The organism is Neptunicella sp. (assembly GCF_048268085.1).
GTDB lineage: Bacteria > Pseudomonadota > Gammaproteobacteria > Enterobacterales > Alteromonadaceae > Neptunicella.
In genome coordinates, this window is the sequence record NZ_JBLWWF010000018.1 from 17,510 (window position 1) to 39,482 (window position 21,973).

Annotated in this window: 22 protein-coding genes; 6 read left to right on the top strand and 16 right to left on the bottom strand. The window is 44.1% G+C overall.

All coding sequences use genetic code 11. The features are described from left to right. The first annotated feature begins 1 nt into the window (after position 1). Positions 2–490, top strand: coding sequence for a SprT family zinc-dependent metalloprotease (locus ACTD55_RS14340; protein WP_438865023.1), 489 nt, complete (start codon positions 2–4; stop codon positions 488–490). Here the strand turns inward: ACTD55_RS14340 and ACTD55_RS14345 are convergent. The 7 genes from ACTD55_RS14345 to zwf form a co-directional block, all read right to left on the bottom strand. Further along, the gene (locus ACTD55_RS14345) at positions 473–1,798 is read right to left on the bottom strand and encodes a sel1 repeat family protein (protein ID WP_438865024.1); all 1,326 of its coding nucleotides are present in this window, start codon (positions 1,796–1,798) and stop codon (positions 473–475) included. The two genes, ACTD55_RS14340 and ACTD55_RS14345, sit on opposite strands and share 18 nt — an antisense overlap. A gap of 26 nt (positions 1,799–1,824) precedes the next feature. Beyond that, the gene (nlpI, locus tag ACTD55_RS14350) at positions 1,825–2,730 is read right to left on the bottom strand and encodes a lipoprotein NlpI (RefSeq protein WP_438865095.1); all 906 of its coding nucleotides are present in this window, start codon (positions 2,728–2,730) and stop codon (positions 1,825–1,827) included. Between the two features lie 191 nt (positions 2,731–2,921). After that, positions 2,922–3,578, bottom strand: a complete 657-nt coding sequence (locus ACTD55_RS14355) for a bifunctional 4-hydroxy-2-oxoglutarate aldolase/2-dehydro-3-deoxy-phosphogluconate aldolase (RefSeq protein WP_438865025.1) — start codon at positions 3,576–3,578, stop codon at positions 2,922–2,924. Further along, positions 3,575–4,537: a glucokinase gene (locus tag ACTD55_RS14360; protein WP_438865026.1), complete on the bottom strand. Its 963-nt coding sequence runs from the start codon at positions 4,535–4,537 to the stop codon at positions 3,575–3,577. The genes ACTD55_RS14355 and ACTD55_RS14360 overlap by 4 nt, the downstream gene beginning before the upstream one ends. Next, positions 4,534–6,363 carry a phosphogluconate dehydratase gene (gene edd / locus ACTD55_RS14365; protein ID WP_438865027.1) on the bottom strand — a complete coding sequence of 610 codons (1,830 nt, stop codon included), beginning with the start codon at positions 6,361–6,363 and terminating at the stop codon, positions 4,534–4,536. The genes ACTD55_RS14360 and edd overlap by 4 nt, the downstream gene beginning before the upstream one ends. A gap of 8 nt (positions 6,364–6,371) precedes the next feature. Next, entirely contained in the window at positions 6,372–7,058 is a 687-nt protein-coding gene (gene pgl / locus ACTD55_RS14370; RefSeq protein WP_438865028.1) for a 6-phosphogluconolactonase, read from the bottom strand. Continuing rightward, complete coding sequence (zwf, locus tag ACTD55_RS14375) at positions 7,055–8,545, bottom strand: glucose-6-phosphate dehydrogenase (RefSeq protein ID WP_438865029.1); 1,491 nt, start codon at positions 8,543–8,545, stop codon at positions 7,055–7,057. Before zwf ends, pgl begins: the two co-directional genes overlap by 4 nt. Before the next feature lie 238 nt (positions 8,546–8,783). On the opposite strand from zwf, the gene ACTD55_RS14380 reads away from it, so the two are divergent. Then, positions 8,784–9,626, top strand: coding sequence for a MurR/RpiR family transcriptional regulator (locus ACTD55_RS14380; RefSeq protein WP_438865030.1), 843 nt, complete (start codon positions 8,784–8,786; stop codon positions 9,624–9,626). Between the two features lie 274 nt (positions 9,627–9,900). Then, a complete protein-coding gene (gene pyk / locus ACTD55_RS14385) occupies positions 9,901–11,334 on the top strand; it encodes a pyruvate kinase (RefSeq protein WP_438865096.1) in 1,434 nt (477 codons plus the stop codon). Here the strand turns inward: pyk and ACTD55_RS14390 are convergent. After that, entirely contained in the window at positions 11,331–11,843 is a 513-nt protein-coding gene (locus ACTD55_RS14390; RefSeq protein WP_438865031.1) for a hypothetical protein, read from the bottom strand. The genes pyk and ACTD55_RS14390 overlap by 4 nt on opposite strands. A gap of 123 nt (positions 11,844–11,966) precedes the next feature. Between ACTD55_RS14390 and ACTD55_RS14395 the strand changes: the two genes are divergently transcribed. Further along, positions 11,967–13,145 (top strand): PQQ-dependent sugar dehydrogenase, encoded by a 1,179-nt coding sequence (locus ACTD55_RS14395; protein ID WP_438865032.1) that lies wholly within the window; start codon positions 11,967–11,969, stop codon positions 13,143–13,145. Here the strand turns inward: ACTD55_RS14395 and ACTD55_RS14400 are convergent. The 3 genes from ACTD55_RS14400 to ACTD55_RS14410 all read right to left on the bottom strand — a co-directional run bounded on the left by ACTD55_RS14400 (position 13,108) and on the right by ACTD55_RS14410 (position 15,378). Then, complete coding sequence (locus ACTD55_RS14400) at positions 13,108–13,521, bottom strand: hypothetical protein (protein WP_438865033.1); 414 nt, start codon at positions 13,519–13,521, stop codon at positions 13,108–13,110. The genes ACTD55_RS14395 and ACTD55_RS14400 overlap by 38 nt on opposite strands. 3 nt (positions 13,522–13,524) lie before the next feature. Then, positions 13,525–14,460, bottom strand: a complete 936-nt coding sequence (locus tag ACTD55_RS14405) for a DMT family transporter (protein WP_438865034.1) — start codon at positions 14,458–14,460, stop codon at positions 13,525–13,527. 69 nt (positions 14,461–14,529) lie between these two features. Then, positions 14,530–15,378 (bottom strand): DUF6279 family lipoprotein, encoded by an 849-nt coding sequence (locus ACTD55_RS14410; RefSeq protein WP_438865035.1) that lies wholly within the window; start codon positions 15,376–15,378, stop codon positions 14,530–14,532. Between the two features lie 242 nt (positions 15,379–15,620). Between ACTD55_RS14410 and ACTD55_RS14415 the strand changes: the two genes are divergently transcribed. Continuing rightward, entirely contained in the window at positions 15,621–16,625 is a 1,005-nt protein-coding gene (locus tag ACTD55_RS14415) for an ATP-dependent 6-phosphofructokinase (RefSeq protein WP_438865036.1), read from the top strand. 177 nt (positions 16,626–16,802) lie between these two features. Beyond that, positions 16,803–17,141 carry a PBPRA1643 family SWIM/SEC-C metal-binding motif protein gene (locus ACTD55_RS14420; RefSeq protein WP_438865037.1) on the top strand — a complete coding sequence of 113 codons (339 nt, stop codon included), beginning with the start codon at positions 16,803–16,805 and terminating at the stop codon, positions 17,139–17,141. A gap of 3 nt (positions 17,142–17,144) precedes the next feature. On the opposite strand, the gene ACTD55_RS14425 is transcribed toward ACTD55_RS14420, so the two are convergent. The 5 genes from ACTD55_RS14425 to ACTD55_RS14445 all read right to left on the bottom strand — a co-directional run bounded on the left by ACTD55_RS14425 (position 17,145) and on the right by ACTD55_RS14445 (position 21,690). Then, the gene (locus tag ACTD55_RS14425) at positions 17,145–17,543 is read right to left on the bottom strand and encodes an ACT domain-containing protein (protein ID WP_438865038.1); all 399 of its coding nucleotides are present in this window, start codon (positions 17,541–17,543) and stop codon (positions 17,145–17,147) included. A gap of 14 nt (positions 17,544–17,557) precedes the next feature. After that, on the bottom strand, positions 17,558–18,247 hold the full coding sequence (locus ACTD55_RS14430; RefSeq protein ID WP_438865039.1) for a M15 family metallopeptidase: 690 nt from the start codon (positions 18,245–18,247) through the stop codon (positions 17,558–17,560). 9 nt (positions 18,248–18,256) lie between these two features. Then, positions 18,257–19,732 carry an N-acyl-D-amino-acid deacylase family protein gene (locus ACTD55_RS14435; protein WP_438865040.1) on the bottom strand — a complete coding sequence of 492 codons (1,476 nt, stop codon included), beginning with the start codon at positions 19,730–19,732 and terminating at the stop codon, positions 18,257–18,259. Positions 19,733–19,796: 64 nt separating this feature from the next. After that, positions 19,797–20,621, bottom strand: a complete 825-nt coding sequence (locus ACTD55_RS14440; RefSeq protein ID WP_438865041.1) for a LytR/AlgR family response regulator transcription factor — start codon at positions 20,619–20,621, stop codon at positions 19,797–19,799. Further along, entirely contained in the window at positions 20,605–21,690 is a 1,086-nt protein-coding gene (locus ACTD55_RS14445; RefSeq protein ID WP_438865042.1) for a sensor histidine kinase, read from the bottom strand. Before ACTD55_RS14445 ends, ACTD55_RS14440 begins: the two co-directional genes overlap by 17 nt. Positions 21,691–21,973: the final 283 nt, after the last annotated feature.

The following is a 21,973-nucleotide window of genomic DNA, read 5'->3' on the forward strand; positions in this document are numbered from 1 at the left end:
TATGCCGGATAATTCAATCCAACAACAGGTTATCCGGCAAGTTGAAGAGTGCTATTTACAGGCCGAACAACAACTTGGCCAATCATTTCCTCGTCCGGTTGTGCGTTTTAATCAGCGCGGAAAAATCGCTGGCTCTGCACGACTACAATTAAATGAGTTGCGGTTTAATCCGGTACTTTTAGCGGATAACACCCCCCATTTTATCCACCACGTCATCCCCCACGAAATTTGCCACCTGTTGGCATATCATCTGTACGGCAAAGTGCGTCCCCATGGTGAACAGTGGCAAGGATTAATGCGCAACATTTACCGGTTAGCCCCTAAAACACGCCATAATATGGATGTGAGTAAAGTACAGGGCAAAGTATTCAACTACCGCTGCCAGTGCCAGCAACACCAGTTGTCGATAAGGCGCCACAATAAAGTATTAGCAGGAATACAATATCAATGTCGTCGCTGTGGACAGCCATTATCACAACAGGTTATTTGAAAAATCCTGATAACGCTGCCACCAATATTGCTGCAAGGCTTTATCACCATTACTTTGTGCTGCGTTAGCCAAATTAATATAAGCGGGTAACATCTGGCTGGGTTCAGCTAACTGCTGCTGCCACAATGTTAAGTAAAGAGGAGGTATCACTCCCTGATCGTAAAACTCCATAAAGGTAAAATCTTCAATCGGTTTATACGCTTGATACTCACTATTATCACAGGTTCTGGCCAGCGCTAGTTGTGATTTATCCATATCGCCCCAGCGCTTTGGCAACGTTAAAGGCTGGCTGTTTTTCTCTATTAATAAATTTGGAATGGTTTTACCCATCGCACAAAATTGCTTTGCCAAGTGACGGGATAAGGGGTATTCATCCACAAAACCGGCGAAATGTGCCAGTTCGTGGATAAAGACTTGATAACTGTCTTGCCTGTCCAGATACATGATGCCATTTTTTACATTGGCTTTTCCCTGACGGGCAAAAATGACTAAATGACTAAACCTTTCCCCCTGTAAGCGCACAGCTAACTGGTTTTCATCACACCCTAACCGCTGGGTTCCTAACCAGTTATCCGCGCAATCAAGCTGCTTATTGGTAAACATCTTAATCTTGCCCAAACAAATCGGTAGCGCGTTAAAATGACTATCTTGATGATATTTTTGCTTAAATTTGTGCGCTTGAAGCAAACTATCCAGTGATGTAGCTATCAACATAATATCCTGCTGACAGTGATTGCTATTAGTTGTTTGAGAATACATCACGTTACGCTGTTGGAACGCGTTTAAATAAGCATCTGCTTTAACCGATCCCAGACGCTTCGCTTGAAGAAGATAAAATTTGAATTGCGGTTGATCCCCCTGCTGCCATTTTTGCTCGGCCAATAACAAGGCGCTATCAGCATTGCTCTGTGCAGCCTTAGTTAACCAGGCTAATGCTTGCTGGGGATCCGATTGATGCAATTGTTGATACAACGCCTGTTGAGCAATTGATAATCCATTATTAGCCGCTTCAACTAACCAGAATTGACTAGCATCAGGATCCGTTTGCAACTGGGCCAATAGATATTGTGCATTCGCATCGTTCGCTTTAGCCGCGATAGTTAACCAGTAAACAGAATTGGATTGAGATAATGCCGATAGAGCTAGCCGGGTCTGCTGTTGCGTACCAACGGGGAGCAATAATGCCCAGCTCGTATAGCGTTCTGGCTGTTGTTGCGCATTGTGTAACAATATCCTTGGCTCACGACTGCTGTCGTATTGTAAGCCTGTTACAAAAAATAGTGTCAGCAGCAGCCAAAGGTGAGCCATGGACAATTCCCTCACGGGATTAACCACTAATCTGTTGTTACATCATCATAGGTTCGTTCACGCATTAAATTAAGCTCAAGACGCGCATAACGATGTTCAACAAAATCATAGACATTGGTACTTAAGGCCAATTTAAAATAGTTGGAGGCAATACCATTTTGTCCTTTGCCCATATGATACTTACCCAGATAAAAATATGCCTCACACAGTTTATCGGTTAGTTGCTTCTGGTTGGTTACCCCTAGCATTAACGTCGATAATAATTGTGATTCATTAATATCGCCGAGATAGAAATCAACCAACATGGTTGCCCAATTCTGTTCGTCTAACCGCTCTCGGCTCGCACGCAGATGTTGCATGGCACTGTCGGCATTCAACTCTTTTTCAGCAATATAGGTCCACAATGCACGGTAAGGATCGGTTTTATCTTTACTGAAAAAGTTATCCAGATCCTGTACTGCCAATTCGGGACGCCCACCGTAATACAGCGCAATGCCACGATTTAAAAAGGCATAATCATGATCGGGATCAATATCCAAAGTGGCATCAAATTCATCATAAGCCTGTATAAACTCCATCTGCTGGGTGTAATGAATGCCCAGGAAATTATGCGCTTCGGCCATATTCGGGTTAAGACTCAATGCCCGATTAAAATCATACTGAGCCATGCCTGACAGCCCAACACTGTCATATAACACGCCACGCTGATATAAAAATTCAGCCTTTTGGTTGTCCGGCACTTTAACCTGTTCCAGAATATCTGTCAGACGAGCCAAGGCCATTTGACTGCGCAGATTAACCGGAGCGGGCTCGGCCAGAACCAGATTTCCCATTTGCCCCGATTCCTGTTGTTTAGCTTGTCCGTGCATCATTGATGAGCAGCCCTGAATGCCGACCACTAAACTCAAAACTAGCAATAAATTACGCATTATCATTAACCAATATACCCAGAAAAAATGTCAATCGAAAAAGACCAGAGCGCTACTATAACCAATCATTTAACGCGGATCACTTAAAGACGACAGAATTACACAGATAACTAACATTTATTTAATAAACGGGATAGTTTGGAGCTGCAATTAAACCTGATGAATGGAAAATATTGATGCACAAAAAAGGCGCTTTACGCGCCTTTAATACTATTTGCTCCTTGTATGGCCTGAGCAGCCAAATCGGTAATTCGCTGCCATTCACCATTTTGTACCGCGTCGTCCGGGGCTAACCATGAGCCACCGACACAACGAATATTAGGCTGAGCCAAATAATCCAGATAATTTTTTGGACCGATACCACCGGTTGGGCAGAAAGTCACATCCGGGAAAGGACCGCCAATAGACTGAATGGCTTTTAATCCACCTGATGCTTCAGCCGGAAAGAATTTAAAATGATCGTAGCCTTTATCAAGCCCGTTCATTAATTCTGAAATCGAAGATACCCCGGGAATTAACGCAATTGGCGATTCATTCCCCGCATCCAACAGCTCGCTAGTCAACCCGGGACTAATGGCAAACATCGCTCCGGCATCGATAACTTGCTGAAGCTGTTTTTTGTTGGTAACCGTGCCGGCACCAATAATGGCATCGGGTACTTCATCGGCAATTTTACGAATCGCTTCAAGTGCCACCGGAGTGCGTAAGGTCACCTCTAAAACAGAAATTCCACCGGCAATTAACGCTTTAGCCAGGGGTACTGCGTGTTCTAATTCACGGATCACTATGACCGGTACTACCGGTCCTTTGGCAAACAAATCTGCCACGGATAGGGTCCAATTTTTCGTCATGATACTTCCTTCATATTCTGCTCAAGGTACGCAGCTGCGCCCATCAAGCCATGATCTGGCTCAACAATGAGATAAACGGGTATATTCTGTACATAATGTTTAAGACGGCCTTTATCTTCAAAACGCTGTCTAAATTCACTGTGACACACGAAATCCACAAAACGCTGGGCGATACCACCGGCAATATAAACCCCACCGAAAGTGCCCATATTCAGCGCCAAGTTGCCGGCAAAACTGCCCATCACCCGGCAAAATTGCTGCAAGGCTTCAACACACACAGCGCAACTACCATCAAGTGCCCGATTGGTCACTTCCGCGGGCGAACTGCAAGCGTCTGGTACGACGGCATTTTTCTCAGCTAATGCTTGATAAATCTGCAGTAAACCGGGCCCTGAAATCAGCTGTTCTGCTGACACATGGCCATGGTGTTTACGTAAAAATTGCCATATATATAAATCGTTATCATCGATAGGGGCAAAATCAACATGGCCCCCTTCGCCCGGCATGGCTTTCCAGCCTTCGGTAATAGGAATCAGGTGCCCTACTCCCAAACCTGTACCGGCACCAAAAACCGCCATGGTGCCGTTTTCGACAGGTTCACCACCGCCAATTTTGACTTTTTGTTGTTCACTCAGAACCGGTAATGACATCGAGATCGCTGTGTAATCATTGATAACCATAAGGTTCTGCAACCCCAAATTCTGTCGGGTTTGCTCAATAGAAAACTCCCAATAATGGTTAGTCATTTTGACTTTATCACCACTTACTGGACAAGCAATGGCGATACAACCGGCAACAAAATCATGCTCAGGTAGTGAATCGCAATAGAGTTTGATCACATCGGCAATCGTGGCAAAATCATTGCACAGATACTTTTTTATATCCGCTAACTGCCCTTTTACTTCACGAGCAAGACGAATGTTAGTTCCGCCTACATCCGCAACAAATCTTGCCGTCATCCCACTTGCTCCTGAGTCCCAAACAATGAGCAGGCTCCTTGCTCGGCACCCGTCAATTCACTGCGCATACCGGCAAACATTTCACGTCCCATGCCAACTAAATGATGGTCGATAGACGCCAACACGTTTTCACGTTGAGTTAATTCTTCTTCATCGACTAATAATTGCAGCGTGCCATTAGCGGCATCCAGCTCAATCATGTCGCCATCCTTAACTTTGGCTAACAACCCACCATTATAGGCTTCGGGGGTGACATGGATCGCTGCTGGCACTTTACCTGATGCACCAGACATACGGCCATCAGTCACTAGTGCGACATTAAATCCACGATCCTGTAACACGCCAAGTGGCGGCGTTAATCGATGTAGTTCAGGCATACCAATGGCTTTAGGCCCCTGAAAGCGCACCACGACGATACAATCTTTATTCAACTCACCAGCATTAAATGCTTTATCTAAATCAAATTGATCTTCAAACACCACCGCTGGGGCAACAATTTTAGTTTTATTAGCGCGCAAAGCTGAGGTTTTCATTACCGCGCGACCTAAATTACCTTGTAACAAGGCTAATCCGCCATCTGGCTTAAATGGTGCGGCACACGTAGCGATAACCTCTGGATCAAGAGATTTTTCAGCGCCATCGCGCCATTGCAGTTCACCGTCAACTAATACCGGCTCTTTGGTATATTGCTCTAAGCCTTTACCACAGATGGTATTAACATCATTATGTAATAATCCGGCACCTAACAACTCTTTAAACAGCAACGCCATACCACCGGCGGCAACAAAATGGTTAATATCGGCCGAACCATTTGGATAAATATGCGTTAACAACGGCACCACTTTGGATATTTCAGAAAAATCATCCCAGTTGATGGTGTAACCGGCTGCTTTGGCTACCGCCACTAAATGCATTGTATGGTTGGTTGACCCGCCGGTAGCGAGCAACGCCACCAAACCATTAACGATAGCTTTGGCATCAACAATATGCCCGATTGGCATGTAGTTACCGCCCAAATCAGTCAAACGGGTAACTTGTTTGGCCGCGGCTTTGGTTAACGCTTCCCGCAATGGCGTACCGGGATTAACAAAAGAGGAGCCGGGTAGATGTAACCCCATGACTTCAACTACCAACTGATTACTGTTGGCAGTACCATAAAAGGTACAAGTGCCTGCCGCATGATAAGAACTGGATTCGGCTTCGAGTAATTCTTCACGCGTCGCTTTGCCTTCAACATAGGCTTGACGAACACGGGCTTTTTCTTTGTTGGGAATACCTGATGGCATCGGGCCGGCAGGAACAAACACAGTAGGAAGATGCCCAAAGGCCAATGAACCAATCAACAATCCTGGTACGATCTTGTCACAAATACCTAATGCCAAGCTACCATCAAACATATTGTGGGACAGGCCGATCGCGGTAGACATAGCAATTACATCACGGCTCATCAAGCTTAAATCCATACCCGGATTGCCTTGCGTTACCCCGTCACACATCGCCGGAACCCCACCAGCAAACTGCGCTACTCCACCGACTTCAGCAATGGCTTGTTTAATAATTTGCGGATAAGTTTCATAAGGCTGATGAGCAGACAACATATCGTTATAAGCCGAGGTAATTGCAATATTAGCCTTGGTCATACTGCGTAAATCAGCTTTATCGCTTGGATTACATGCAGCAAAACCGTGAGCCAGATTACCACAGGACAACACGCCACGATGTGGCCCCTGACGACGGGCTTTTTCAATCTTATCTAAATAGTCTTGGCGACTCTTTTTACTACGGGCAATGATCCTGTCGGTCACTGCATTAATGGTCTTATTCATTTTGGCTCCTATGCGGCCCAAATAAGCTCGACATCAGCGCGATTAAGCACTGCTCGAATGGGCATTGCGAGTTCATCTTTACCATCCAGCGCTTGTTGCAAAACTTGCATTTTGCTGTCGCCGGTAAGGTGAAGGAAAATATTCTGACTGGTTAGTAACGCAGGTAAGGTCAATGACATACGCTGATGTGGGGCGTTACCGGGAGTCACGGCAATCAGTTTTTGCTGTGAATCCATGGCCAAACCATCGGCAATTTGTGCCGAACAGGGAAACAAAGACGCGGTATGGCCGTCTTCACCCATGCCCAAAATCAGCACATCAAATGGTTGAGCCATACTGTCCAATCGCGACGTCAGTTCGTCAACTGCATCGGCAGCGTTAGCGTGTTCGGTTTTAAGTGACACAAAATTGGCCGCTGCCGCGTTATTTTTTAACAAATTATCGCGCACCAGTTTTTCGTTGCTGGCGTCATCATCAGCGTCAACCCAACGTTCATCAGCCAAACTAACATCCACTTTGCTCCAATCCAGCTGACTATTTGATAATTCAGCAAACAAGCCCAGTGGGGTTCTCCCGCCAGATACCAGCAAACTAGCGCGACCTTTGGCGTTAATTCCCTGCTCCAGCAATGCAACGATGCGTTGGCTAAATTGTTGATTTAATTGCTCTGTTGATTGAAATAGTGACTGTTTCATTTTTTAGTTACCCGCCCTTCGTACCATGCTTTATCTTCACGAGCTAATAAGGCAATCGACGATACTGGTCCCCATGTACCCGCTTGATAGGGTGCAGGTGGTTCGCTACTGTGGCGCCATGCATCCATAATTCCATCAACCCAGGTCCAGGCCTGTTCAACTTCATCACGATGCACAAACAACGCCTGATTGCCCAACATCACTTCAAGCAGTAATTTTTCATAGGCATCAGCAATTCGCTCATCTTTGAAGGTTTCAGAAAAGCTCAAATTAAGCTTGGTTTTTTGCAGATCCATCGAATGAGTGCCGGTTAAGCCAGGTAATTTATTCATTACCGTGACTTCAACCCCTTCATCCGGTTGCAAACGAATAGTTAATTTATTGGGTGGCAAACTGGGGAAACTGTCTTTAAACAAATTGTGTGGTTGCTTCTTGAAATAAATAACCACTTCACTCACTTTAGACGGTAAGCGTTTACCGGTGCGCAGGTAGAATGGCACGCCCGCCCAGCGCCAGTTATCGATTTCCACTTTCAATGCCACAAAGGTTTCAGTTTTACTGGTCGTATTGGCGTCCGGTTCGTCTAAATATCCCGGGACTTCTTTACCGTTGATAAACCCATTGGTGTACTGACCACGCACGGTTTTCTGATCGACATTGCTGCTATCAATTGGACGTAACGCTTTAAGTACTTTTACTTTTTCGTTACGAATACTGTCAGCTTCCAGTGTTGGAGGCGGCTCCATCGCAACCAGAGTAAGAATTTGCAATAAATGGTTTTGTACCATATCCCGCATTTGGCCAGCTTCATCGAAGTAACCCCAGCGGCCTTCAATCCCGACTGATTCCGCTACGCTGATTTGTACATGATCAATACAGTTATGATCCCAGTTATTGGTAAATAACGAATTGGCAAAACGCAACGCGATCAAATTCAGAACGGTTTCTTTACCCAAATAATGATCGATTCGGTAAATTTGTTTTTCACTGAAAAATGCCGCGACTTGATCGTTAATCACCTTAGACGACGCTAAATCATGACCAATAGGCTTCTCTAGTACGACTCGCACGCTATCATCAATTACATCGGCCTGATGCATACCATTACAAATGTCACCAAATATGGAAGGTGGTGTTGCAAAATAACACACCATATTGCGCGTTGGTGCTGATATGCCTTTAAGCGCCTTGTAGTCATCCATATTTTTGAAATCAACTTTCAGATAACTAATCCGCGCCAATAAACGCTCCAGGCTTTTTTCACAGATGGTATCGGAATTAAATTTTCTGATATTTTCTTCTACCATTTGCAAATAATCTTCTTTTGACATTTCCTGACGGGCAACCCCAACAACCGTCGTATCGGTATGCAAAAGGTTGGCCTTTTCAAGCTGGTATAAAGAAGGGAGAAGTTTACGACGAGCGAGATCCCCGCCGGTTCCGTATAATACAAAGTCGCAAGGTTCGAGATTATTGTCCAATACCATGTAATTACCTGAAGTATATGATTAAACTTAGCAACAATCTTACTATATGAAGTTAAGATATGCTTGCTTTGATAAGAGTATGTTAAACTTAATTGTAGTAATTTTACAACATTTTAGAATTTGTTTTGACCTTAATGCGCTTTAGTGTAGCCTATCGAGCAGTTATAACTCGGCCTTTTGTCAAAAAGTTACGGACGACTTTCAGCTTTTGACAGGTATCAATACAGTGTCAGGAAATATGAATATAATCGAAAAAATCACCTTGAATCACGGGCAGTTCAGCAAATCTGAGCGTAAGGTAGCGGAAGCCATTTTAGCGGATCCGAAGTCGACTATTCACTATAGTATTGCCACATTGGCAAAGCTTTCTAATGTTAGTGAGCCCACCGTCAACCGTTTTTGTCGACGTCTTGATACGAAAGGATTTCCCGATTTTAAGTTACATCTTGCCCAAAGCCTGGCAAACGGTACGCCCTATGTAAACCGCCATGTTGAAGAGCATGACTCCCCCGAAGAATATACCCGCAAGATTTTTGAATCCACCATGGCATCACTGGAAGTAGCCAGACAATCTGTCGATATCAATACCATCAACCGGGTGGTGGATTTACTGACCCAAGCTAAAAAAATATCCTTTTTTGGTTTAGGGGCATCTGCATCGGTAGCACACGATGCGTTAAATAAATTTTTCCGTTTTAATGTTCCCGTGTCTTATTTTGAAGACGTATTAATGCAAAGAATGAGTTGCATGAACTGCGCGGAAGGCGACGTGGTGGTGCTCATTTCCCATACCGGCCGTACCAAAAGCTTAGTGGATGTCGCACAAATAGCGCGTTCCAATGATGCCACAGTAGTAGGTTTAACCAGTGAAGGTAGCCCTTTAGCCAATGAGTGTAATTTGGTTATTTCACTAAAAGTACCGGAAGATACCGATATGTATATGCCCATGGCATCCCGTATCGCGCAGCTGGTATTAATTGATATTCTGGCGACCGGTTTTACCTTGCGTCGCGGTCCTAAATTCAGAGAAAATCTGAAAAAGGTAAAAGATACCTTGCGTGGTTCACGCTATGACAAATAACGCCAACAACTGATTAAAAAATCATTAAATCTGGATGGCATAAGCCCATTTGGAATATCTCTATCAGGGAGCGAGACGCTCCCTTTTTATACCCTGAAATTCATTTAAAAATTCTTTTTAGACGATTTAAGACTATATTAAACAAAACAATGCAAAAACCAAATTATCACACTGGATTGCGGTTTGATTAGCTTCACTTTTATGCCATAGTGCTTTACTATTTTGTAATTAAATTACAACAAACGCAGTTATCAACAGGCTACTCGATATTATGATGCTCAGAAGAACGAAAATTGTCGCTACATTAGGTCCAGCTACGGACAGTAAAGAACAAATCAAGGCTATCCTCGAAGCAGGTGCCAATGTATTGAGAATGAACTTCTCACACGGTACCGCACAAGATCATATTGACCGTGCCGCTCGCGTCCGCGAAGCAGCTGAAGAGCTAGGTAAATATGTGGCCATATTAGGTGATCTTCAGGGACCTAAAATTCGAGTTTCCCGCTTTGTTGAAGGCAGTATCAAGTTAGCCATCGGTGACAAGTTTATCCTCGATGCCGATATGGACACGAATGCCGGTAACCAGCAAGCCGTTGGTATTGATTACAAAGCCTTGCCTAAAGATGTCAAAACAGACGACTTATTGTTATTAGATGACGGCAGAATTCAGTTAAAAGTCGATTCCGTCGAAGGCAACAAAGTAATGACCACCGTTACTGTCGGCGGAAAATTATCCAATAATAAAGGGATTAACCGCTTGGGTGGGGGCTTGTCTGCAGAAGCCCTAACGGCTAAAGATAAAGAAGATATTAAAACCGCCGCGATTATGAAGGTCGATTACTTGGCCGTATCGTTCCCGCGTAATGGTGCAGATATGCGCTATGCCCGCCAACTTGCAGTAGAAGCAGGCTGCAATGCTCGTATGTGTGCCAAAGTAGAACGCGCCGAAGCGGTGGCCACCGATGAGGCGATGGATGATATTATCGAGGCATCCGATGCGGTTATGGTGGCTCGTGGTGATCTGGGTGTAGAAATTGGTGATGCTGAACTAGTCGGTATCCAAAAGAAATTGATCGCTCGCTCACGCCAGTTGAATAAACTGGTGATTACCGCGACCCAAATGATGGAATCGATGATCGACAGTCCTATGCCAACTCGGGCTGAAGTCATGGACGTGGCTAACGCGGTGTTAGATGGTACAGATGCAGTCATGCTATCAGCAGAAACTGCGGCAGGTAACTACCCTGTGGAAACGGTATTGGCCATGGCGCGTGTCTGTGAAGGTGCTGAAACGCACCCTAGTGTCAAAATATCCAAACATCGAATTGACGAAAACTTTAGTTCAATCAGTGAGACCACTGCCCTTTCTGCAGTGTATGCCGCTAACCACTTGTCGACTATCAAGGCGATTGTGGCACTGACGGAAACCGGTGATACCGCTCGACTGATGTCACGCATCACCTCCTTTTTGCCGATATTTGCCATGTCTCGTCATCAAGAGTCATTAAATGTTATGGCGTTATATCGCGGAGTAAAACCTGTCTATTTTGACTCCAAACACTGTCAGCCAGGGCGTCTGACGTTTGATGTGAAATCCAGATTATTGGAAAAAGGTTTGGTTCAGCCCGGTGATCAATTAATTATGACTTACGGTGACAATATGGAAACCGTAGGGGCAACCAATAGTTGCAAGATTATTACCGTCTAACCTTGTTGTAACCGTTGTTCGCGCACTGGACGACGTCTGGTGCGCGGTTTTCGGAATCGGCGTAAGAACTTGATACTGGCAGCATAAACCAGTCCACCAATAAATCCAGCCATGCATTGGCATACATAACCGGCAAATGAACGTGCACCGGCAATCAGCGTAATATCAAAAATGCGATTCATCGCAAAGTGAATAACGATCACAGCCAGCAATCCGCTAAGAGGATAGACCCAATAACTTATCCGGTGACCCCGTGCAGCATAACGGTGACGAAGACCTGACATCGCCACAAACGCCAGCAATAATCCTAACGCCAAAACAGAACCGTAGCCCGGCGCTAAATCCACTAAATCGGATAACGTTGCCTTAATTCTAATCGGCATCGTAATTACTACACCTATGTCTTGCAAACCGGCTAAAACAAACTGGGTGTGAGCAACACTGGCAATCACAAACGCTATTAACGAGGCCAGCCAAAAACTGATAGCCCGACGAAGCATTTTATTCATAGCAAAGATCCATCATATCCCATGTTAATAAATCAACACGCCCTAATAGCATATTGAAATAATTACATATTTATTCAACACTACAAAGTAACTTATTTAACTCAAATAGCAATGGAACGCATTATGCTGGCTCGAACTACATACCACCACCGCTTGGCTCTGTTTAGTTTAATAATGCTTTTTCTCAGCCCCACTTTATCCGCTAAAGTCGCTCCCCTTACCCTTAGCTTCCCGCGTTTTGAACTTGAGGCCGTTATCAACCACCTTGAACATCCGTGGGCGATGGAAATTATCGGACAAGATGAATTCTTAATTACCACGCAACCCGGTCAATTATTGCTGGTACAAAAAGGACAAATACAAAGCTGGATAAAGGGTATTCCAACGGTGCTAAATAAAGGCCAGGGCGGATTGATGGACATTGCTCTGCATCCTGATTACAAAAACAATGGCTGGATTTACCTCAGCTATGCCTATGAACAAGACGGCCTAAATGCGACCCGGATTATCCGTGGCCGGTTAAAAAATTTTGAATTGGTTGATCAACAAATACTGTTTACGGCCAGTCCACTCAAGGATACGCCTGTCCATTATGGCGCCAGAATGGCATTTTTAGCCGATAACACATTAGTGTTTAGCGTCGGTGATGGATTTGATTACCGTGAGGATGCACAAAAACTGGATAGTCAGTTAGGTAAAATTATCCGGATCAATGATGATGGTAGCCTTCCAGATGATAATCCTTTTGTTGGCCAAAAAGATAAGGATCCTTATATCTGGTCCTATGGGCATCGTAATCCACAAGGCCTGTTTTATGATAGCCAACGGCAGTTATTGTTCGAAAATGAACATGGACCGGCAGGTGGTGACGAAATCAACATCATAAAAGCCGGACAAAATTATGGCTGGCCGGTCATCACTAACGGCAAAGATTATTCGGGAGCCATGATTTCTCCGTATAAAACCTATCCGGGCATGCAGCAACCCTTTGTTGACTGGACACCATCGATTGCTCCTTCATCCATGCTGGTCTATCGCGGTGCGATGTTCAGCGAACTCGACGGAGATATACTCGTCATCACATTAAAAACCCGTGAGTTACGTTGGCTAAAAATGCGAGGGAATAAAGTGGTAAAACAGAAAAGTGTACTGCGTTATTTAAACGATCGGCTGCGCGATATAAAAGTTGATGTTCAGGGGGCGATTTACATATTAACGGATGGCGACAATGCCAAGTTAATAAAAATCATTCCCCGTAACGGGCCTACAACGCCTGAAGAAACAACAGAGCCAGCAATATAACATGGGGAAAAGCCACGGTAGGTTTGAGGCAATGTCGCATATATTCAGCGAGCAAACCAACCACACCCGTCCGGTTTGCTCGCCATTGACTATGCAACTGATAGGCATGTCGCTCGGTATTGTTAACAACCGGCTCAAGGCTGGTGTTAATCGCCTGTTCAACCACTAACAAGCGATTTCCCAATCGGGATTGCATGGTTTTCACCACTGCATCCTGCACATATAGCACCGCGACTAACCAAATTGCCAAAGCATGAGGAAAGATCAACAAAACCAAGGTGATCAGCACATTGAGTAATTTGATCCACAATGCCATTTTTTCATAGTCTTCATATTGCTGTTGTAAGCAGCGCCATTCTGTGGCTAATTCCTGCATTTTTTATCCTTTAACTCCAGGTCGAGACTTGCCCATGGATGCCATTATCGAACCACACACCACCAACCCAGCCCCAACATAGGCTAGCCAATTGATATCACTAACCGCAAAATACTCGGGCCAGATTCTGACCGCTAACGCCATACTTAAAATAGTCACAATGGGCGCCAAGGCGATTACCGCACTGACTTTAGAGGCATGCCAAACCGACATGGCCTCGGTAAATGCACCATAACCCACAATGGTATTGGCGCAACAAAAGGCCAATGACCATAATTGCAAACGACTAAGCTCCATAACAGTGCCCAGACTTGAAAAAGGCAATAACGCCAATACCCCAGCCAAATACATCACCAAGGTAATCTGTTTCGCCCCTGTCACCCTTAATAAACGTTTTTGCAGTAACCCATACACAGCCCAGGTGATAGCGGCTAACAAAATCATTATCACTCCAAGACTATACTGGTTTAATGAACTTAACAGCTCATCCAGACGATTATTGAAAAACAGTAGCATGCCGGCAAACAGTAAAACCGCCCCAACCCACTCCAAGCGGCTAAATTTTTCTTTGTACAGATATATCCCCCCGATCATCACCAGAAAGGGAGCCAACTGAATCAATACCTGAGCGGTTTCCGGATTAAGGTAATCCAGTCCTTGCAAGTAAAATACATAATTGATGATCAAACCGATGGAGGCCACAGCCAACAGCAGATTATTTTTTTTACCCAAGCGAAAAACACCGGCTAAAGCCCGTTTACGCCACAGCACAAGCAAGACAAACAGCGCCGCGACCGCAAAGCGATACCAAGTGATGGTAACCGGATCCATTTTCTGCAAAGAGAGTTTGAGAAAAACCGGTAAAACGCCCCACATAACGGCAGTGGTTAGTGCCAAAAAAAATCCGTACCAATGACGAATTTCTGGATTATTTTGCATAAGAAGCTTCTATATAAGGACAATGACATTGTTCGAATATTGGCTTAACCGGCAAGGTTTGAAGATAACTTAATCGGTGTCGATTAAATCATCTAAATCTTCAATAAGATCCGTCAACTCGCCAGCCATTTTAGCACGTTGTTTAGCTGTTAATGTTTGATCAATATCCGCAACGAGGCGAGCGTACACCATCCGGTTATGCTCCACCAGCGTTATAAAGCGTTGTGCTTGAAATTCTTCCGGATGACTCATCAGATGTAAAAACGAGGTATTAAAATCAGGACTTTCATTTCGTTTATTTAACATATCTCTGGCAGCTTGTTGCCAAGCCCGGCGGTACGCAATCCAATCATCGAATGCTGACTCAAATTCAGGCAAGGCTTGCTTGATAATGTGCTTTTGCTGTTCCGACAACCGCCCGACAAATTCAGTGATATTTTCACTTATATCGTCAAACCTCTGAGCCTGTAACTGTTGTGCGGTTTTTTCAAGACGGTCCTGTTCCTGCTCACTATTTTCTTGTTCAAGTTGCTCAAACATGTGGTTAACTTGTTGATCAGTCAGCATCGGAGCCAATTCAACCAAGTCAGGCACCAATTTATCCCTAAGCCGATACCAATGTTGTCTTCCTTGTTCAAAATGCTCCAGCCACTGTTGTGTGCTTAATGGTCCCTGTTGATGCTGTGCAAGCAGCGTTGTTAGTTGCTGCCGGTATTTAACCAGCTCTTCGCCACGATGCCATTCTAACCAGGTGGTTAATTTATTATCCAACAAGCGTTTTTGGCCTCGATCCAAATCGATGTAATCATCGATATACCAATAAGCCAACCAATCCAGATTGTTATAGGCAAATTTGGAGCTGCATCCGCCAAGCAATAACATCAAACCAATTATCCATAACGGGATTTTTCTTACCATGTTTCTACCAAATAGCATGTGACCAAAATAATATGATACCTATATTGATATTTCTAATGAGTTGCAACTAGAACAAAATTGTTTCCATATGCGTCAATCCATTACATTCACAATACATTTACGTTTTTATTCATTTACTGGTGACACATCCCTTTTTTATCCACATAATCGGTTAACTATTTAATAGACAACAATTAATTCAGTAGTCAGAGATGATTGTTGAAACAGGAGGCCCCATTTCAATGAAACGTATTGCAGTATTAACCTCTGGCGGTGATGCCCCCGGTATGAACGCCTGTATTCGCGCCATTGTCCTCACCGCTCATCGTAACCAGATTGAAGTTATAGGCTTTCGACATGGCTATAACGGACTACTAAAAAGAGAATATCAACCACTGCATCCCGGTGACGTCGTCAATATTATCCAACGGGGTGGCACTATTTTGCGCAGTGCTCGCTGTCCTGAATTTGTTGAACCGGAAGCGGCCGAACGTGCCGCACAAAACCTGAACAGTATGCATATTGATGCCTTATTGGTTATCGGTGGTAATGGCTCTTTTATGGGGGCAGAACACTTGTCCCAGTACTGGCAAGGTCAAATTATTACTCTGCCCGGTACCATCGACAACGATATTAATGGCACAGATGGGACGATTGGTTATTACACGGCAATCGATACCGCCTTGGAAGCTATTGATAAAGTCAGAGACACAGCTGATGCCTTTGAACGTATTTTTTTGATCGAAGTGATGGGCCGTCACGCTGGCTTTATCGGGTTAAGTGCGGCAATAGGTTCCGGAGCCGAACAGGTGTTATTGCCGGAATTAATCGATCCGGAAAAAGGCGTGGATTTAGAGCAAATTAAACGCCATGTGAAAATCACCCGTCAAAAAAGGGGGATGTGCAGTTATATCATTGTTATCACTGAAAACCTGTATCCCGGTGGCGCCACCGCCTTAGCACAAAAGCTCACTACAGATATGGATGTGGAATGTCGCCCCGTGATATTAGGCCATATTCAACGCGGCGGCTCACCAGTCAGCATGGATAGGCTGCTCGCCACCAAATTAGGTGCTTACGCAGTAGAAGCGGCCAGAGATGGCAAAAGCTTAATCATGATCGGTGAAAAAAATTATAAAGTCGTAGAAGTGCCATTACCGGATACCCGTGCAACCAAAAAGCCACTCGATCCTTATTTAGTTGAAATTCAACAAGACTTCTTTGATTTGGTCAAACATCCAACTTAAATAATATCGCTGCGAGTACCGAGCTTCGAGCGACGAGCTAAACTAAATGACACCGGCTCCCCGCCAAAAAACGCGGGGACGACGGTAAATAGATCGGCGAAGCTAATATAATCCTCGGCAAATGAACAATTTCTGTTAATATCGCCGCCCTTTTTGTTCAGGCTTGGAAATGGTTGTATGTCTAAATTTTTCTTTAAAGGTCGTATTGATGCCAGAGAGCAATATCAGCGTTTTGGTTATCAGCCTAATCGCAATGTAAAACCCGGTTCAGAACAATCTCCCTTAAATTTGACGGTAAGCAGTGAAGAACGCAAAACCGAAGTAGAAGCGATATTGAAAGAACAGTTATTGTTCGCCAATATCGTTATTGATCACCAAGCAACAGAAGACTTACACGAGCTGGATGTTATGTTGCAACGGCCTAAAACCACCACGTTTGAAAAAACACCCAAGCGCAATGATCCCTGTCATTGTGGTAGTGGTAAAAAATATAAAAAATGTTGCGCTGCCTTGTGACCATTATTCACTAAAAGCACGGAGTAATGTGATAGTCTGCTCCGCTTTTAACGCAGGAACAAACACATAATCATGATAATAAGCCGCTACGACATTGGCACTAATATCGTAGTCGGCAAGTTTGCTCGCTACTGCTGCTGTGAGCCCTACTGCTTCCAAGCTGGAATGGACCTGCAAGGTGATACATTTAAACACCGCGCTAAAGGCAATATTCTGATTTTCTGCCACAACTCGCTCAAGAATCACGCTGATTCCTTCTGCTTCAACAAAATAGGCTAACGGATTCAGGTGGATGTAATCGTCGAATTGCCCCTGACTAAAATGACAAAAAACATAGTCAGGCTCAAGCAATAAAGGCGACATATTAGCAAGCAAACAGGTTAAGTTGGTTTCACCTGGCATGCTTAAACAACGCCTTATTGAATAGGAAAGTCATAATAAACTTTATCCCTCTGCCGAGTATCTGCAACATAGGTAAAATGCCACCATTCCATATCGTAAGGAATAAAGTCCTGAGCTTCCATTAAGCTTTTTAACCGGTATCTGTTGTGATGTTGAACGTCGGTAACTCGGGGATCATCGGTATTGGAAATAGGATCAAAAAAGTCAAAACTTCCTCCCATATCAATGGGCTGCCACTGTCCGTTCGCATCTATGGCGGCGATGGTCATATCAATGGTATAACCACGACTATGACCCGATTTAGCCGCAATATAGCCGCCTAACAGCTGATCTTTGCCCAGTTCGGGATAAAACTCCATTTTAGTACGAGTATCATCAGCATCATTCACCCAACGCACAAAATGATCCACAGCCCGCTGTGGACGGTAGCAATCAAAAATATACAAATTAAGTCCCTGTTTTTGGGCTGATTGATATACTCGAAGCAATGCGTCGGCAGCGTCTTTCTTCAAGATACAGGCGGCTCGTTGATATCCGTCTACCGGTTCACCCACAAAGTTATGCGCTGAGGCGTAACGCAAATCAAATACCGCCTGTGGAATCACATCCGCAACATCCACAAAATCAGCGGGGATCCCTTCTGACGCCATCGCGCTGGTTGTTAGTGCAGATAAACTCAATAGGCTAATAAAAATTTGGCGCATATGTCCCCCTTATGGTGTGAGTAAGATGCCATGGCGTTTTTCACCCGGCTGATTGTGTTGCCACGCTATATGACCATTTACCAGGACAAGCTCAAAACCAGTGGAAAGCTGGTGAGGCTCAGCATAATTGGCGTGAGCTCTAACCTTGGCAGGATCAAATAAAATGATATCGGCTTGCATATCAGGTTTTAATCGCCCGCGATCCTTTATCGCCAATATATCAGCCGCTAAACCAGTGGCTTTATACACCGCTTGTTCAATGGATAAAACCTGACGCTTAATAACATACTCTTCAATTAATTTGGCAAACGTTCCATAACCTCGAGGATGGTGCATGGTCGGACTCCCATCCGAACCTAGCCCGATTAGGTTACTGGTCAATAACTCAGTTTGAAGTGCATCATCCATAATAAAATAGGCTGCGGAAGCTCCTTGTGGACCTATATCTTCAATTAAGACACGAGCAAAAGGCTTATCCAGTTTCTCTGCCACTTGTTGCAAGGTAAGGCCCGTATAAACCCCTGACCCCAGTAAGGTTTTTTCTGGTCCTCCCCGGGACATAACACGCTGATAAAGATAATCTTGCAGCTCTTGAGCACGTGCTGGCATGGCAAGGTGAAACAGTCCGTTGGTTTTTGCCCAATCAGGAAACAAAATGGCAACGCCAGTATAACTGGCATTATAAGGATAAATATCCGCGCTGATCGGCACCCGTTCTTTGCGCAATTGGCTGAGCAAAGCGAGAATATCTTTGCCCCGTTCTTTGCCTTTACCATAGACTGACTTGATGTGAGAAATATGCACTTTGCTGTAGCGACCTTGACGAGCCAACTCATGAATAGAGTCAAAGAGTTTGTCGTCATCTTCGTTACGCATATGACTCATAATCAAGCGTTTTTTCTGACCGACAATTTTAGCCAGCGCAATCAACTCTTGCTCAGACGCATGAATAGCCGGCACATATTCCAACCCCGTGGAGAATCCAAAACGCCGCTCAAGTGCCTTAGACAACACGGATTGCATGGTACTAATCTGTTTTTCCGACACAGTAGCGACATTGCCCACACCGACATAACGACGTAAGGAGCCGTGACCGATTAACAGGGCAATGTTGACGCCTACTCCCCGACTATCCCACTGTTGTTGCCATTGATCGATACCAGCAATCGCAGGACTAAAACCATCCTGTCCCAATATAATGCTAGTCACCCCCATGGCTAAGAAATTACTAAATTCACCATCTTTAATCGGGTTCCCATGAGCATGTAAGTCAATAAATCCGGGAGCGAGAATTTTACCTTGGGCATTAATATCGTGTTGAGCGGTAAAATGTTGCGTTTGGGCATCGCCAATAAAGACAATTTTACCCTCTTTGACGGCTAGATCAGCCAAATAAGCGGGTCGACCACTACCATCAACAATGTTGGCGTGGCGAAATAAAAAATCGATTTGCTGGGCAGTCACAATCGAGCAATAGCAACTCAATATAACTCCCCACAAACATGCGAATAAGTTAACTCGCATCGAATTTATAATGCATATGTATTCCTTACAAACCAATCATCGATTTAACTTTATCCCTATTACTACGACTGACCTTCAATTCTGTATCGCAACTTAGAATAAGATGGTATTCACCACTAATATGACTGACCATTTTTGCCACATATTTAATATTAACGATGGCAGAGCGATGAACGCGCACAAATAAACGGGGATCGAGTGCCTCTTCCAACTCTTTCATGGTGCTGCGCATAATGTGTGTTCCGTCTACCGTATGCACACACATATAATCACCCGCGGCATCAATCCATTTAATATTAGCCATGCTAATACGCGTCACTTCTGAGCCGTCTTTTACCGCTAACACGTCAGGATACTGACTCATATTAATAGGTTTACCTTCAGCCAGATTGCGCAAAATATCTTCGCAATCATCGCCGGTAAAATCTGCAACCAAACTGGCAAGCGTGTATTTTTGCTGGCTTTGGGACTGTAACTGAAAATAGTCTGTGACTTTATCTACCGCCATTTGTAAACGCTGATCATCGACAGGTTTTAATACATAATCCAAAGCATGTACTTCAAAGGCCTTAATGGCGTAAGAATCAAAAGCGGTAACAAAAATAATCAATGGTAACGGATGCTGACGTTCGGTGAGATAATTAATCACCTGGAAGCCATTCATCCCCGGCATCTGAATATCAAGAAAAACCAAATCCGGCTTTAGTTCGATTATTTTAACCGCGGCTTCACTGCCGTTATGACATTCACCCAGCAATTCTATCTGTGGAAAGTTAGCTAAACGTACCGACAGGCCTCTGCGAGCTAAAGGTTCATCATCGACAATTAGCGTTTTAATCTTCCTGTCCATCAATACTTTCCTGATAAGGGATACGGATACTCACCTTCACGCCGGTGGGCTGATTATTGGCGATATCAAATGAATAATTACTGCCATACAGTGCGCTTAAACGTTCTTTAATATTTGGTAAGCCTACACCTTTACTACGATACAATTGTGTATTATCAAAATCCACTCCACAACCGTCATCCGCCACTTCGATTAATACATCTCGACCAAATGCTTTTGCACTGATACTAATCACACCACCGCGCTCTGAGGTCGCTATGGCATATTTAATCGAATTCTCAATCAACGGCTGTAACAGCATACTCGGCACGAGTACATTTTCAACTTCATCGGCGATTAACCAATGTACCGTAAGTCGATCATCAAAACGCACCTTTTCAATTTCCAAATACAATTTTTCAACTTGTATTTCTTGTTTTAAGGTCACTTTTTTAATTGGATCATTATCCAGTGAGTAACGCAAAAAGTCACTCAGCCGACTGACCATCTGATTAGCGGTTTTATTTTCCTTAACCAATATCAAGGTTGAAATTGCATTAAGGGTATTGAATAAGAAATGCGGGTTAAGTTGATAACGCAACATTTTTAAGTGAGCCTGATGAGCCATACTTGAGGCTTGCAACACATTGCGCTTTTCGGTTTGCAGCATTTGGTAATACTTGATCCCAAAATACAAACCACTCCAACTGAAAATAATATAAAAAGAGGCCAAACTATTAGTAAAATAATAAATCCAGTCGTCCGGCTCGTAACCAAACTTATATATTTCCCAATAGTGAATGTTTTTAATTACTGTCCAGACTAAAGCGATTAAATAAGAACTAATAAGCGTTGTAACCACAAGGACTAGAGGCTGTAAATCCCATATCCGACGGTATAAATAACGCAATGGAAGCGTTAACAACCATCCGGCCAAACCGTTTAAAATAATGACCAGGATAAATACCGAACGCATGTCATGCAAAAATGAGCCAAGGTAATAAACCAATACGAATCCAGCCCAGCCACCACTGTGCAAGATCCAAAAGAAACGCTCTTTATCTTCAAACCATTTGTCTATTTGGCTCACACTCGACCCTAATTAATTACCATTGGTATATTATAAAGCGCCTCGGTTTAGCAAGGCACGGCTATTCAACTTAGGCAGCGGTATCTTGGTCGCAAGATAAAGTGATTAAGAACCCAGGGGCTGTTGAACTTTAGTGTATGAATTTTGTTCAAGTCCAACGCCTTCTGATCGCGACGCCGGGTTACAGACCTGGTGGATCTAAGTCAAAATCCGGCAACAAAGAGCAGACGGTGTTGGGTTGAACCCTCCGGGTAGTGTTTGTAGCCCATTTCTACAGCGTTAT

Coding starts and splice junctions, on each gene's coding strand:
- ACTD55_RS14340 (WP_438865023.1), top strand. CDS start 2: ATGCCGGATAATTCAATCCAACAACAGGTTATCCGGCAAGTTGAAGAG.
- ACTD55_RS14345 (WP_438865024.1), bottom strand. CDS start 1,798: ATGGCTCACCTTTGGCTGCTGCTGACACTATTTTTTGTAACAGGCTTA.
- ACTD55_RS14355 (WP_438865025.1), bottom strand. CDS start 3,578: ATGACGAAAAATTGGACCCTATCCGTGGCAGATTTGTTTGCCAAAGGA.
- ACTD55_RS14360 (WP_438865026.1), bottom strand. CDS start 4,537: ATGACGGCAAGATTTGTTGCGGATGTAGGCGGAACTAACATTCGTCTT.
- edd (WP_438865027.1), bottom strand. CDS start 6,363: ATGAATAAGACCATTAATGCAGTGACCGACAGGATCATTGCCCGTAGT.
- pgl (WP_438865028.1), bottom strand. CDS start 7,058: ATGAAACAGTCACTATTTCAATCAACAGAGCAATTAAATCAACAATTT.
- zwf (WP_438865029.1), bottom strand. CDS start 8,545: ATGGTATTGGACAATAATCTCGAACCTTGCGACTTTGTATTATACGGA.
- ACTD55_RS14380 (WP_438865030.1), top strand. CDS start 8,784: ATGAATATAATCGAAAAAATCACCTTGAATCACGGGCAGTTCAGCAAA.
- pyk (WP_438865096.1), top strand. CDS start 9,901: ATGCTCAGAAGAACGAAAATTGTCGCTACATTAGGTCCAGCTACGGAC.
- ACTD55_RS14390 (WP_438865031.1), bottom strand. CDS start 11,843: ATGAATAAAATGCTTCGTCGGGCTATCAGTTTTTGGCTGGCCTCGTTA.
- ACTD55_RS14395 (WP_438865032.1), top strand. CDS start 11,967: ATGCTGGCTCGAACTACATACCACCACCGCTTGGCTCTGTTTAGTTTA.
- ACTD55_RS14400 (WP_438865033.1), bottom strand. CDS start 13,521: ATGCAGGAATTAGCCACAGAATGGCGCTGCTTACAACAGCAATATGAA.
- ACTD55_RS14405 (WP_438865034.1), bottom strand. CDS start 14,460: ATGCAAAATAATCCAGAAATTCGTCATTGGTACGGATTTTTTTTGGCA.
- ACTD55_RS14410 (WP_438865035.1), bottom strand. CDS start 15,378: ATGGTAAGAAAAATCCCGTTATGGATAATTGGTTTGATGTTATTGCTT.
- ACTD55_RS14415 (WP_438865036.1), top strand. CDS start 15,621: ATGAAACGTATTGCAGTATTAACCTCTGGCGGTGATGCCCCCGGTATG.
- ACTD55_RS14420 (WP_438865037.1), top strand. CDS start 16,803: ATGTCTAAATTTTTCTTTAAAGGTCGTATTGATGCCAGAGAGCAATAT.
- ACTD55_RS14425 (WP_438865038.1), bottom strand. CDS start 17,543: ATGCCAGGTGAAACCAACTTAACCTGTTTGCTTGCTAATATGTCGCCT.
- ACTD55_RS14430 (WP_438865039.1), bottom strand. CDS start 18,247: ATGCGCCAAATTTTTATTAGCCTATTGAGTTTATCTGCACTAACAACC.
- ACTD55_RS14440 (WP_438865041.1), bottom strand. CDS start 20,621: ATGGACAGGAAGATTAAAACGCTAATTGTCGATGATGAACCTTTAGCT.